This is a genomic window from Pantoea sp. BJ2 (genome assembly GCF_040255075.1).
In the GTDB taxonomy this organism is placed as follows: domain Bacteria; phylum Pseudomonadota; class Gammaproteobacteria; order Enterobacterales; family Enterobacteriaceae; genus Pantoea; species Pantoea leporis.
The window spans coordinates 1,592,839-1,606,527 of record NZ_CP158292.1 but is presented as its reverse complement, the minus strand read 5'-3'; the positions used below and the strand labels follow the sequence as shown (position 1 = coordinate 1,606,527).

General features: G+C 52.3%; 12 protein-coding genes. 7 read left to right on the top strand and 5 right to left on the bottom strand.

Annotated features, from left to right (window positions below; translation table 11 throughout):
• The first annotated feature begins 68 nt into the window (after positions 1-68).
• The 3 genes from solA (at position 69) to AAF463_RS07325 (ending at position 2,626) form a co-directional block, all read left to right on the top strand.
• On the top strand, positions 69-1,184 hold the full coding sequence (solA, locus tag AAF463_RS07335; protein WP_192234320.1) for an N-methyl-L-tryptophan oxidase: 1,116 nt from the start codon (positions 69-71) through the stop codon (positions 1,182-1,184).
• Positions 1,185-1,476: 292 nt separating this feature from the next.
• Positions 1,477-2,049, top strand: coding sequence for a cytochrome b (locus AAF463_RS07330; RefSeq protein WP_110865908.1), 573 nt, complete (start codon positions 1,477-1,479; stop codon positions 2,047-2,049).
• A 1-nt stretch (position 2,050) separates the two neighbouring features.
• Positions 2,051-2,626 carry a YceI family protein gene (locus AAF463_RS07325; RefSeq protein WP_101760864.1) on the top strand — a complete coding sequence of 192 codons (576 nt, stop codon included), beginning with the start codon at positions 2,051-2,053 and terminating at the stop codon, positions 2,624-2,626.
• Positions 2,627-2,670: 44 nt separating this feature from the next.
• Here the strand turns inward: AAF463_RS07325 and AAF463_RS07320 are convergent, their stop codons facing one another.
• A complete protein-coding gene (locus AAF463_RS07320; protein ID WP_101760865.1) occupies positions 2,671-3,726 on the bottom strand; it encodes a rhodanese-related sulfurtransferase in 1,056 nt (351 codons plus the stop codon).
• Between the two features lie 267 nt (positions 3,727-3,993).
• Between AAF463_RS07320 and AAF463_RS07315 the strand changes: the two genes are divergently transcribed.
• The 3 genes from AAF463_RS07315 (at position 3,994) to AAF463_RS07305 (ending at position 6,257) form a co-directional block, all read left to right on the top strand.
• Complete coding sequence (locus AAF463_RS07315) at positions 3,994-4,917, top strand: Kdo(2)-lipid IV(A) acyltransferase (RefSeq protein WP_101760866.1); 924 nt, start codon at positions 3,994-3,996, stop codon at positions 4,915-4,917.
• A 558-nt stretch (positions 4,918-5,475) separates the two neighbouring features.
• On the top strand, positions 5,476-5,742 hold the full coding sequence (locus AAF463_RS07310) for a hypothetical protein (RefSeq protein ID WP_008103132.1): 267 nt from the start codon (positions 5,476-5,478) through the stop codon (positions 5,740-5,742).
• Positions 5,743-5,861: 119 nt separating this feature from the next.
• Positions 5,862-6,257 (top strand): MysB family protein, encoded by a 396-nt coding sequence (locus AAF463_RS07305; protein ID WP_350261981.1) that lies wholly within the window; start codon positions 5,862-5,864, stop codon positions 6,255-6,257.
• Positions 6,258-6,263: 6 nt separating this feature from the next.
• Here AAF463_RS07305 and AAF463_RS07300 read toward each other — a convergent pair whose 3' ends face one another.
• From AAF463_RS07300 to AAF463_RS07290, 3 genes are all read right to left on the bottom strand, one after another.
• On the bottom strand, positions 6,264-6,503 hold the full coding sequence (locus tag AAF463_RS07300) for a YceK/YidQ family lipoprotein (RefSeq protein WP_110865906.1): 240 nt from the start codon (positions 6,501-6,503) through the stop codon (positions 6,264-6,266).
• A gap of 135 nt (positions 6,504-6,638) precedes the next feature.
• Complete coding sequence (gene mdoH, locus AAF463_RS07295) at positions 6,639-9,188, bottom strand: glucans biosynthesis glucosyltransferase MdoH (protein ID WP_101760869.1); 2,550 nt, start codon at positions 9,186-9,188, stop codon at positions 6,639-6,641.
• Positions 9,181-10,716, bottom strand: coding sequence for a glucan biosynthesis protein G (locus AAF463_RS07290; protein WP_350261980.1), 1,536 nt, complete (start codon positions 10,714-10,716; stop codon positions 9,181-9,183). Before AAF463_RS07290 ends, mdoH begins: the two co-directional genes overlap by 8 nt.
• A gap of 278 nt (positions 10,717-10,994) precedes the next feature.
• Here AAF463_RS07290 and mdoC point away from each other — a divergent pair, with 278 nt between their 5' ends.
• Positions 10,995-12,119, top strand: coding sequence for a glucans biosynthesis protein MdoC (mdoC, locus tag AAF463_RS07285; protein ID WP_350261791.1), 1,125 nt, complete (start codon positions 10,995-10,997; stop codon positions 12,117-12,119).
• 31 nt (positions 12,120-12,150) lie between these two features.
• Here mdoC and AAF463_RS07280 read toward each other — a convergent pair whose 3' ends face one another.
• Positions 12,151-13,614, bottom strand: a complete 1,464-nt coding sequence (locus AAF463_RS07280) for a phospholipase D family protein (protein ID WP_350261790.1) — start codon at positions 13,612-13,614, stop codon at positions 12,151-12,153.
• Between the last annotated feature and the right edge of the window lie 75 nt (positions 13,615-13,689).

Here is a 13,689-nt window from a genome sequence, read left to right as displayed (position 1 = left end):
TTTTTCATGGGCGCTCTCTTTTGATATGCTGTTGAAAAATTTAACCGTTTTGCTGGAGTGATGTCGTTATGGTTTATGATCTGATTGTGGTGGGAAGCGGTTCGGTCGGCGCAGCAGCCGGTTTTTACGCCACGCAGGCTGGCTTATCGGTGCTGATGATTGATAGCGCCCATCCGCCGCACAGCCAGGGCACACATCATGGGGAAACCCGCCTGATTCGCCATGCGTATGGTGAAGGTGAACGCTACGTGCCGCTGGTGCTACGCGCACAGACACTCTGGGATGAGCTGGAACGCCAGAGCGGCGAGCGCATCATGCATCGCAGCGGCATCCTCAACTTAGCGCCCATCACCTCCTCCTTTATTCAAAATGTTATCGATAGCGCGAAAGCGTGGCAGCTGGATGTGAAAATCCTGCAAGCCGATGAAGTGCGCGCGCGCTGGCCGCAGTTCACAGTGCCGGATGGCTACATCGGCGTGTACGAACCCAACTCCGGCTTCCTCAAATGTGAGCAAGCGGTGCGCAGCTGGGTGCAGCTGGCGGAACAGGCCGGTTGCGCGCAGCTGTTTAACTGTCCGGTGACAGAGATAGGTCGTGACGGCGATCTGCAGCAAGTCACCACCAGCGATGGCATTTTCCGCGCGCGTAAACTGTTGGTCAGCGCCGGTACCTGGGTGAGCCAGTTGGTCGCCGATCTGCCGGTTGCGCCCGTGCGCAAAGTTTTCGCCTGGTATCAGGCAGATGGTCGCTACAGCGAGAACAATAAATTCCCCGGCTTTACCGTGGAGATGAGCGATGGCAGCCACTTTTACGGCTTCCCGGCGGATAACAACGCGCTGAAAGTGGGACGTCACGATGGCGGACAGCTGATGCAAACGCCGGCCGATCGCAAACCTTTTGGCAGCATCGCGGTAGACGGCAACGAATCTTTTAGCTTCCTGCGTAAATTCCTGCCGGGCGTGGGCGTCTGTTTGCATGGCGAAGCCTGCAGCTACGACAATACGCCGGACGAAGATTTCATTATCGATACGCTGCCGGGCGAACCTAATCGTCTGATCATCACCGGCTTAAGCGGACACGGTTTCAAATTCGCCAGCGTGCTGGGTGAACTTGCCAGTGAATTTGCGCAGAACAAACCGTTCTCTTTCGATATTGCGCCTTTCTCGCTCGCGCGATTTAACTAAACCATACTTGCCGGTACTAATCCTGTGCCGGCGAAATTGACACAAACTGACATTTAATTACCTATATCAACATTCAGCGCAGCGCTATGCCGCATTTGGTGTAGTGAATATGCAATACTTCGCAATAAGCCCCGCCTTTTAAGCTATCCCTTCAATTATTCTGACTGAGTTTTAATTAAATCCTCATTTATTCCGAAGATGATTCTCAACTTTATAGAAAAGTAAGGTTAATTGATCTTTCATTGCAAAATGTAGATGCTCATTACCACTTATTTCATTCCAGGTGATTTTAATGTGGCGTAATTCCACACAGCATTTCGGCGCTGTCTCGATTTTATTGCATTGGCTTATGGCGCTGGTTATTTACGGCATGTTCGCGCTGGGTTTGTGGATGGTCGGATTGGGCTATTACGATGGCTGGTATCACGATGCGCCCGAAATTCATAAAGGCATCGGCATTCTGCTGTTCGCTGCGCTGCTGCTGCGCCTCGGCTGGCGTTTTATTTCACCGCCGCCCAAACCGTTGGCGAGTTATTCGCCCGCCGTACGACGCAGCGCTACCGCCGCGCACTGGCTGTTATACGGCTTACTGTTGGTGCTGCTGTTCACCGGTTATCTCATCTCCACCGCCGATGGCAAACCGATCTCCGTATTTGGCTGGTTCGCGGTTCCTGCCCTGTTCAGCGGCGCCGCGCAACAAGCGGATCTGGCGGGTGACATTCATCTTTGGCTGGCGTGGGGTTTGGTGCTGATCTCAGCACTGCACGCGCTGGCAGCCCTGAAACACCATTTTATCGACCGTGATGTGACACTGAAAAGGATGTTGGGTTACCGCATCCCGTTAATCTCTGAAAAGGAAAAGTAACATGCTAAAGAAGACATTATTGGCAGTAGCAGCGGCCGGATTATTGAGCGCCAGCCTGACGGCCAGCGCGGCTGATTACAAATTTGATAAGGAAGGCCAGCACGCGTTTGTGCAGTTCCGCATTCAGCACCTGGGCTACAGCTGGTTGTACGGCACCTTTAAAGACTTTGATGGCAGCTTCACTTTTGATGAAGCCAATCCTGCGGCAGATAAAGTCAACGTGACCATCAACACCAACAGCCTCGATACCAACCATGCTGAGCGTGATAAACACCTGCGCAGCGCGGATTTCCTCAACACCGGTAAGTTCCCGCAGGCAACCTTTGCTTCTACCGCCGTGAAGAAAGAGGGTAAAGATTACAAGATCACCGGTGACCTGACGCTGAATGGCGTGACCAAGCCCGTCACGCTGGATGCAAAATTGATCGGTGAAGGCAAAGATCCATGGGGCGGCTACCGTGCAGGATTTGAAGCCAGCGGTGAGATCGTGCTGAAAGAGTTCAACATCAGCAAAGATCTTGGCCCGGCATCGCAGAAAGCTGAACTGATTATTTCGGTGGAAGGCGTGCGTAAGTAAACGAAGTACAGCTTGAAGTCCGCAGACCTCAGGCTGTTTTACGCTTATTTTTTATCTGGCGCCGGAATCGCCATCGTCATGTTCAGCAAACCACGTGATTTGTTGAACACTTTGTTGCCATTTTCACGGCCCGCACGGCGTGCGCGCTGCTCCTCTGGCGACAACGTTGACTCTTCCATGCAGATTGGGCTGCAGCAGTTGTTGTACTTTTCAGCGCAGCTTGGGCACTGAATAAACAGCAAATGACAGCCATCATTGATGCAGTTGGTGTGGCTATCGCAAGGCGTGCCGCACTGATGACAGCTGGAAAGAATATCGTCGGAAATACGCTCGCCCATGCGTTCGTCAAAGACAAAATTTTTGCCCTTGAAACGCACCGGTAAGCCCTGTTCACGCGCCCGGCGGGTGTATTCAATAATCCCGCCTTCGATGTGATAAACATCTTTGAAGCCGTTGTGTTTCATCCAGGCGCTGGCCTTTTCACAACGAATGCCGCCGGTACAGTACATGACAATTTTTTTGTCTTTCTGATCCTGCAGCATATCAACGGCCATCGGCAGTTGATCGCGGAAGGTATCGGCCGGCACTTCCATGGCGTTATCGAAGCGCCCCACTTCATATTCGTAGTGGTTACGCATATCCACAAACAGCGCATCCGGATCGTCGAGCATCGCATTAACGTCCGCGGCTTTCAGGTAAGCACCCACATCGCTGGCATCAAAGCTGTTGTCTTCAATCCCATCCGCTACAATGCGTTCACGCACTTTCAGGCGCAGCACCCAAAAAGATTTACCGTCATCATCCAGCGCAATGTTCATGCGCAAGTTATTTAGCGCCGCATCAAAGGCATACAAAGCGGCCTTCATCTTTTCGTAGCGGCTGGCGGGCACACTGATTTGTGCGTTGATGCCTTCGTGCGCAACATAGACGCGACCAAACACCTTGAGTTTGGTTAACTCAACGTAGAGGGCATCACGGAAGGCTTTAGGATCGGCAATCTGGAAGTATTTATAAAAAGAGACTGTGGTACGTGGTTCGGTTTCCGCCAACATACGTTCCTTCAGCTCTTTATTGGAAACAAGGTTATGTAACACTGGCATGGTGTTCGTCCTGTTAGCAATCAGAGAAATTTAGCGCGCGTATGATACCCGAATTCTGCCTGATACAAAAATTTTGGTTTGATAAGCCTGCCGGCTGAAATTACACACGCATTTGTGCGCCACAATTGCGTTTTCGTGCGCATCCCTGCTGTAGGAAAGCCGTCCTCGGTCTATGCTTGATTTCAGCCAGAATGAAAAAATGGCATAATGACAAAAAATTACAGAAACCGGACTCTCTGGCATAAGACGCAGGATACTGACATTTCCATGACTCAACTTCCCCAACTCACCCGTGAACTCTTCTATCCACGCTATTGGCTGACCTGGCTCGGCATTGGCTTTCTTTATCTGCTGGTGCTGTTGCCCTATCCGGTACTGCATGCAATTGGCTGCGGATTGGGTCGCGTTGCCATGCGCTTTATGAAGCGGCGCGTTGAAGTGGCGCAGCGTAATCTTGAAGTGTGCTTCCCCACTATGCCGACCAATGAACGTGACGCGATGGTAAAGCACAACTTCGAATCGGTTGGCATGGGGCTGATTGAAACCGGGATGGCGTGGTTCTGGCCGGACTGGCGTATTCGTAAATGGGTCACCACCAGCGGGCTGGAGCACGTGACTAACGCGCTGGCAGAGAAGCGCGGCATATTATTAATTGGTATGCACTTTCTGACTCTGGAGTTGGGAGCGCGGGTATTTGGTATGCACAACCCAGGCATTGGCGTGTATCGTCCCAACGACAACAAGTTGATCGACTGGCTGCAAACCTGGGGCCGGATGCGCTCCAATAAAAGCATGCTGGACCGCAAAGATCTGAAAGGCATGATTCGCGCCATGAAGAACAACGACATTATCTGGTATGCACCGGATCATGATTATGGCCCGCGCAGCAGCGTGTTTGCGCCATTCTTCGCGGTTCAGGATGCGGCGACCACCACCGGCACCCATATGCTGATTCGTCTGGCAAACCCAAGCGTGGTGCCGTTCCTGGCGCGACGTCTGCCGAACGCGCGCGGCTATGAGCTGAAAATGATGCCAGATATCCGCGACAAATTTACGCTGGAATCTGAACTTGATACCGCTGTGGTGATGAATAAAGTGGTGGAAGAGACGGTGCTGCTGGCTCCAGAGCAATACATGTGGCTGCATCGCCGCTTTAAAACGCGTCCGCAAGGCGAACCATCGGTTTATTAATATTAGTCGGGGCACCCTGTGTGCTCCGCTGTTTATATGCACTAATTTGCCTTTTGGTGCGATCACATGCGGTAATTTATTAGTGAGCCGTGCCAGCCTGAACTTAGGCTGATAGTTGGCTTAGCGCCGCATTTAATCAGACATCACTTTTCTTCAGCACGCAATGTTGACGTAAAATTAACCTTTCCTTGCGCCATAGCAGCAAAATTCTGCGTTGATGCATGATTCCCGGAATTGTCAGTCATTAATATTTATTCACCAAAGTTTAGCGTTTCGGACCTGATTTCTACGACTTCCAGGGCTATTCCTATTTAATATTGCTAAATCCTTCGGCATCACTTATCAATGAAGTAAAATTAACTTACTAAACAAGGTATTGTCTGATTAAAAAACCCCATATTCCTTTTTATTAAAATAATCGCTTCGCTTATAACTTTATGGAATTGGTTCGTAAAATCGAATCCAGTTAATTTCGATTGCAGTACTTAGCTTCATCCGTTCACTTTTAAAAAATATAAAAAGATTACACACAGCAAATATATCTCAGGACAATATAATATGAATAAAGGCATCTACTACTACGTGACGATCAGTACCGATCAGGAAGGTTATCATCTTCTGCATCGGAAAGAGTGCAAACGCTTACCCGTAAAGGAGGACATGGTATTTATTGGCACTCTATATAATTTAAATCAGGCATTATCAACCGCGCGTATTAATTTTAAAAAGGTTAAGCCCTGTATTAAATGTTGTATTCGTTACTCTGCTCCAATTATTCACGAATCAGTACGCCCGGTATTGCATTTCCCGCAGAAAATAGCCTGACCGGTTGGGCGGTTGAATTTCACGCAACCGCCCAACTGATATTTCCTCTCCGCCCTGCACTTCACGATTTTTCGTCTATCCTTCTGTGAAATCCCTTTTTTACAGACATGGAGTTGATGATGAGCCTGTTTACCACCCTTGAAGAAGCCATTGAAGCCGCTCGTGAAGAGTTCCTCGCCAGCCAACCAGAGATTGCTGAAGAAGATGCCAGTGTAAGCCAGTTCGCCCTGCAGAAGTATGTGATGCAGGATGGCGACATTATGTGGCAGGCCGAATTTTTCGCGGAAGAGGACGGTCTGGGTGAATGCCTGCCGATCTCCAGCGGAGACGCCGCACAAGCCATCTTTGATGGCGATTTTGATGAAGTCGAACTGCGTCAGGAGTGGCAGGCGGAAAATACGCTGCACGAATGGGATGACGGCGAGTTCCAGCTGGAACCACCGCGTGACCTTGAAGAGGGCGAAGCGGCGGCACAAGAGTGGGAAGACGACAACAGCCCTTCTGACAACCTGTAATAACGTTTATTCGTACGGACCGTGACTGGCATCGACGGGCAGTAACAGCGTGTCCATCACCAGCGACAGCGGCAAATCGATAATGGTTAGCACGCGCCACGGTCCGTCACGAACGTCCCACTGCACGCCGGGATAATATTGGTTGCCGTGACCTTGTCCGGGAAAGGTGCGGCTGATGATACTGCCACAACCGGTAAGCAGAAGAATGGCGGCGCTGAGCGCGGTTATTTTCAGGAAATAATTCACAACATTTACTCACAATGAACTGGCGTTAGTTTAACCATCTCGCAGGGACGATGACCACTCCTTAACACGTAAAGATTGCGTCATATTTCTGGCGAAAAAAAAGCGGCATTTCTGCCGCTTTCTACTTTCTCATCCTCAGCGCTGTGGCAGCGCCTCTGGATTGAGCTTCAGCTTCTGATAGCTTTCCACCCACTGATGATATTTGTCCGCGCTTTCCCACAGGCGTGAGTGCACACGAGCCAGCACCACCGGATCGCTAATCAGCTGCAAACGCTGCTCGCGATTCAGTTTTTCTGGCGCATCGCTCAGTGCCTGATCGACACGACGGTCACGCGCATGATCCAGTAAATCGCTCTGCTTATGACGCGATGTTGCCATCGCCGTCGCCAGCGCGTTAAACGCCGGGTTAAACAGTGCATGCATAAAGCCATTTTTCAGCGCGCGTTGACGATTGATCTGCAGATAGTGATCGGTATCAACCAGCTCTTTAGGCGGCTCATACTCTTCCGGGATCAGGAACAGTTTGGCGTTCTTACTCTTCTGCCCTACCGTTGCACGGCTCGACATCACCGACACAAACGGCGACAGGATCAGTGAGACGACGATCGGCGACAGCCACCACAGGAAGTTCAGATCGAGGAAGCCCATACCGCCCGCCCACACCAGACCCAACAGCATCTGTGAACCATGACGACGGAAAGCTTCGCTCCACGGCGTCGCATCATCATCACGCTGCGGCGAGTTCCACACCACTTCCCAGCCAAGGAACGCGCTGACCACAAACACGGTGTGGAACAGCATGCGCACCGGCGCCAGCAGCACTGAGAACAGCATCTCCAGAATCAGCGAGAAGAACAAGCGGATGGCGCCACCATAAGGTTTCGCTCCCTTGAACCAAATCAGCACCACGCTCAACAGTTTCGGCAGGAACAGCAGCACCAGCGTAGTTGAGAACAAGGCTATCGCCAAGTCGGGACGCCACTGCGGCCACACCGGGAACAGCTGGCGTGGTTGCAGGAAGTAGGTCGGTTCCATCAGCGTGTGCACCACCTGCAAGGCAGTAGAAAGCGCGAGGAACATGAACCACAACGGCGCAGAGAGATAGGACATTACGCCCGTCAGGAACACTGCACGGTGAACCGGATGCATCCCTTTTACCAGGAACAAACGGAAGTTCATCAGGTTACCGTGGCACCAGCGACGGTCACGCTTCAGCTCATCCAGCAGGTTCGGCGGCAGTTCTTCATAGGAGCCTGGCAAATCGTAGGCGATCCACACACCCCAACCGGCACGACGCATCAGCGCGGCTTCAACGAAGTCATGCGACAGGATCGAACCCGCGAAGGAACCTTCACCCGGCAGCGGTGCCAGCGCACAGTGCTCGATAAACGGTTGCACACGAATGATGGCGTTATGGCCCCAATAGTGTGATTCACCCAACTGCCAGAAGTGCAATCCAGCGGTGAACAGCGGACCGTACACACGGGTAGCAAATTGCTGGCAACGCGCATACAGCGTATCCATGCCTGACGCTTTCGGCGAAGACTGGATAATACCGGCGTTCGGGTTAGCATCCATCATGCGCACTAAACCGGTAAGACACTCACCGCTCATTACGCTGTCGGCGTCCAGCACCACCATGTAGCTGTAGTTGCTGCCCCAGCGACGGCAGAAGTCATCGATGTTGCCGCTTTTACGCTTCACACGACGGCGACGACGACGATAGAAAATCTTGCCGGCGCCACCGACATCACGCACCAGCTCCATCCAGGCTTTTTGCTCGGCGATGGCAATATCGGCATCGTAGCTGTCGCTCAGAATGTAGACGTCGAAGTGTTCGGCATTGCCAGTTCGTTTGACCGATTCCCAGGTCGCACGCAGGCCAGCAAACACGCGTTCTACATCTTCATTACAGATCGGCATGATCAGCGCAGTACGGTGTTCCGGATTCAGCGGCTCATCGCCGGTTGTCGAATACGAAATACTGTATTTATCGCGACCGATCAGCAGCTGCAGGAAGCCCATCAGCGCAGTCCAGAAACCGGCAGAAACCCAGCAGAACAGGATGGCGAACAGGAACAGAATCCCAGTCTGCAGGATGTACGGCAGGATCAGCTCAACCGACTGCAGCCAGTTCTGGTTGAACATCTCGATAGGATCGATCAGCGTCCAGCCCTGATACGGCAGAATGGTTTTCATGTACCAGGTTGCCACCACGGTCTGCAGAATCGTCAGAATCAGCAGTACGTAACGACGCATGGAGCCAACGTGGCGCCACTTGTCCTCGTTTTTCTGCTCTTCAACGGTGGCATAGCGTGGAGTGGATTTCTGGCCGCGCAGGGAATCCCAGGCGCGCGCAATCGGGTTGGTGCGCCAGATCTCCGGGAACATCAGCGAACGCTTCACTTTCGGCATCGCCTTCAGTGTGGTGCGATCAAGATAATCCTTGCTGAGCTGCTGACCATCCGCCAGTGAGTCCGGCCAGGCCATTTGCACACGGGATGACACCGATTTCAGCGGCGCATCATCCGGGCGCTCGCTGGCGGCGTTATCTTGCCCCAGCGACGTATGAATAGCGTGGAACGCCTGCGCATTTTGCAGCGAATCGCTGAGACGGGCGCGCCCTGCCGCATCAAGCGGCAGAGCCTCCACGTAAGATTGAGGTAGAAATATCGATTTATTCATTGGCAGGTAGCTGATAGCTCCAGGTTTCCGTCAATGTCTTGTCGCCGCTCACCAGCGCCGCACGCATCTCAGTCGGCTGCTTGTTATCTTTCACTCGCAGACGCAACACCAGACGCCAGCCTTTGGTCACCGGGTTGTAGCGCACACTCTGCTCAACCACGTCAGCGTTGTTACCCACGCTCACCTGCGGCGCCACTTGCGTATCTTCCGGCAGCTTGCTCATCGCTTTGCCAACGAAATCCACGGTGAAGGCGATAGAACCATCCGGCTGACGCACCAGATTCGACTGCTTCACATCACCGGCAGAGCGCAGCGTGTCTTTTACCCAGGCGATGTCGTCTGAGTGCAGCTGATTCTCGTCACGGGTGAAGTGCAGACGATACTGGAAGTTCATCTCTTTGCCCGGCTCTGGCAGTTTTTCCGGCGTCCAGAACGCAACGATGTTGTCGTTGGTTTCATCGGCAGTTGGAATCTCTACCAGTTCAACGCGGCCTTTACCCCAATCACCCTGCGGCTCAACCCAGCCACTAGGGCGCAGGTCGTAGCGATCGTCGAGATCCTGAAAACGGCTGAAATCACGCGTGCGCTGCAGCAGACCAAAACCTTTCGGGTTCTCAACGGTAAAAGTGCTAACCGCCAGATGTTTCGGGTTATTTAGCGGACGCCAAATCCACTCACCGTTACCGGCATGAATCGAAAGACCATTCGAATCGTGCAGCTCTGAACGGAAGTTGGTCACCGGTGAAGGCTGGTTTGCACCAAACAGGAACATACTGGTCAGTGGCGCAACGCCCAGTTTGCCGACGTTATCACGCAGATAAACTTTGGATTGCACATCAACCGTCGATTCTTTGCCCGGTTTGATGATGAAACGATAGGCACCGGACGCGCGTAGCGAATCCAGCAGCGCATAGATCACCAGCTGTTTGTCCTGCGGTTTTGGACGCTCAATCCAGAACTCTTTAAAGCGCGGGAACTCTTCGCCCGACGGCAAGGCGGTATCAATCGCCAGTCCACGTGCCGAAAGACCGTACACCTGGCCCTCGCCAATCACACGGAAATAGCTGGCGCCGAGGAAGCTGGTGATCTCGTCGTCTTTGCCTTTTTTATTTAGAGGATACAACACCTTAAACCCAGCAAAGCCGAGGTTTTTGACTGCATCAGCATCGTGTTTTACGTTGCCGAAATTGAAGTAGTCAGGGTTATATTTAATTTCACGTACTGAAGACGCCGTCACTTCGTTGATTTTCACCGGCGTATCGAAATACATGCCCTGATGATAGAACTCAAGCTTAAACGGCGTGCGCAGTTTGCCCCAATAAGCTTTGTCGTGGTTAAACTGGATCTGCTGATAGTCAGCAAACTTCATTTCACGAAACTGAGAGGGTAAATTGCTTTTTGGCGCTTCGAAACTTTTCCCTGCCAACGCCTTGGCTTGTTTTGCAACATCATCAATGTTAAACGCCCAACTATTGTTGGCATACATAGCCAGCAGAACTGCCGCGCCTACCCAGCGCATCTTTACCAGTCCCACTTTATTATTCACATTATTCAGCACATCCCCCCCTTTCGTGTGCTTAGATCAAACCCGATTATCTTAAAGGATTATTCGGTTTTCCGACAGCGTATGTAATAGATTGTTCCGCTGATTTGTAAGCTGAAAATGTGCTTTTAGGATAATTAAACCCCGCAAAATCACATACAGATTCACCTGATAGTATACCCTGTTTACAGCCGGTAGAATTTTCCTTCGGCATAATCCGGTTTCAGGGCGAAACCGGCAAGTAAACTGACTATTGGAAGATTATGAGTTCAGCTAAACCCGAACGTGAATATTTCCTCGATTCGATTCGCGCGTATTTAATGTTATTAGGCGTGCCTTTTCACGTCTCCCTGATTTACTCCACGCAGAAATGGGCCGTGAACAGCCATGACGCCTCAATGTGGTTGACGGTGCTGAACGACTTTATTCACGCCTTCCGCATGCAGGTATTCTTTGTTATTTCAGGCTATTTTTCCTACATGCTCTACTTACGCTACCAGCCGCAGCGCTGGTTGAAAGTGCGTCTGGAGCGTGTCGGCATCCCGATGTTGACTGCCGTGCCGCTGATTACCTTGCCGCAGTTTTTCATCACCAAAAATCTCACCGATAAAATCGGCGACTGGAACAGTTTCTCGCTGTACGACAAGTACAACACGCTGGCGTGGGAGCTGATATCTCATCTGTGGTTTTTATTGGTACTGGTGATTCTGACGACGTTCGGTATGGTGGCGTTTCGCTGGTTGAATAAGCAGCAGCGCAGCATCGATTATCAGCAAATTGGCTGGGGTAAATTGACGCTTGCACTACTGACTTATGCCTTAATTTGGTGTGCGTTCCGCCGCGTGCTGTTTTATTTCGTTCCGGCCGTGTTTGCCGATGGCCTGTTCAGCATTGCCGTGATGCAAACGCTGATGTTCCTGCCGTTCTTTATGCTGGGTGCGTTGAGCTGGAAGCATCAGGCGCTGAAAGCGTTGTTTGTGCGCTTTAATCCGGTGATGTGCTTTGGCGCTATCGCGGTATTCATCGCCTATAGCCTGAATCAGCGTTACAGCAGCGGTGAAGGTTGGCTGTATGAAATCGATATGATCATTTCGACGCTGATGGGATTGTGCATGCTAAACGTCTGTTTTAGCTTAGGCCATAAGCTGCTGAACAGCCATTCGCCGCGCATCATGTATCTGGTGAATGCCTCGCTGTTTATCTATCTGGTACACCATCCGCTGACCATTTTGTACGGCATCTACATCACGCCGCACATCGGCAACAACACGCTCGGCTTCTTCGTCGGCTTACTGATGGTATTTGGCGTGGCGTTTACGCTGTATGAAATCCATCTGCGCATTCCGCTGCTGCGCTTCCTGTTCTCCGGTAAGCCGCAACGCAAATGAAAAAAGGGCCCGCTAAGCTGGCCCTTTTTATCTAAAGCAACCACTCAACCGGCAAGCGCCACACCAGTCGCACCAGCAAGCGCTGCAGCAGCGTGCATTGCGGTTCATGTTTGTGCACCACTTCGCCCTGCTCGTTAGCAAACTCGACCCAATTGACGCGTCCCCACTTATCCAGACGTAGCGTCCAGGCGCGATCGCGCATCCCGGCAATAAAGCGCTGATGCGTTTGCTGCGCCAGGGCTTCACTCTCAATCACCAACCCCATTTCGGTGTTCAGCATGGCGGAACGCGGATCGAAATTGAACGAGCCGATAAATACTTTGCGATTGTCCACGGTGAAGGTTTTGGCATGCAAACTGGAACCTGAATTACCGGTGATACCACGATCGTGTGGCGCGGTTTGCGGATTGTCCTGCGGCTTAAGTTCATACAGCGCGATGCCGTGGCGCAGCAGTTTTTTGCGCCAGCGCGCATAACCGGCGTGCACCACCGTGACGTCATTGGCCGCCAGCGAATTGGTAAGGATGGCAATCTTCACCCCGCGCCGCTTCAATGCCAGCAGCTGCGCCACGCCAGATCGCGTCGGGACAAAATAGGCCGAGATAATATCGAACTGCTGCTGCGGCGTGCCGATGACCTCTAGCATGCGCTGCGGCAGTAAACTGCGGCGTTTTGCTTTGCCGAGCCCTTTACGCGGATCATCACTCAGCAGCCGCGATTCCGCCCACGTCATCTCCAGCTCGCCCTGCTCCATCTGGCTGATAAACGAGGAGTGCTCCAACCGTGCCAGATAGCGCTCCACCGCTTCACTCTGCTGCCACTCTTGTGGCAAGCGCACTGCCTGATGCGCATCGCCGCTCACATCAACCACTTTGCGCAGCGGCGATACCGCTTTACTGCGCCAGTAGCGTTCGAAATCCTGCGTCACTTCGTCGACCACCGGACCAATCGCCAGGACATCGAGATCGGTAAACAGTGGTTCATCGCCGGTGCCAAAATATTCGTCGCCGATATTGCGCCCGCCCACCAGCGTCGCCGCGCCATCCACTGTCAGGCTCTTATTGTGCATACGTCGATTGAGGCGGGAAAAATCGGTGAGATAACCGAGCGCGCGCAGCGTGCGGAACGAGAACGGATTAAACAGGCGCACCGCGATATTGGCGTGGCGATCGAGTTCCGCCAGCGTCTCATCCAAACCCGGTGTGTTATTGTCATCCAGCAGCAATCGCACTTTCACCCCGCGCTCGGCGGCGTCCAGCAGCGCGCTGAACAGCAAGCGGCCGGACATGTCGTTGTGCCAAATGTAGTACTGCACATCAATGGTGTACTGCGCCATGCTCATCAACTGATAGCGCGCAGCAAAAGCGTCCAATCCATCGTTAAGCGGATGAATGCCGCTCATGCCCGGATGTCGTGCGCAACGCGCCTCAACACTCGGTTTCAGCCGGTTGCCCGAATGTTCCTCAGGCGGCAAAGAGGTTGCTGCTTCACTCATAGTGAATCCCTGAAAGCTGTGGACCTATTATTGTTGGTATCAATGCGCGAAGAAGCAATCGGAGGCTTCCTTTTC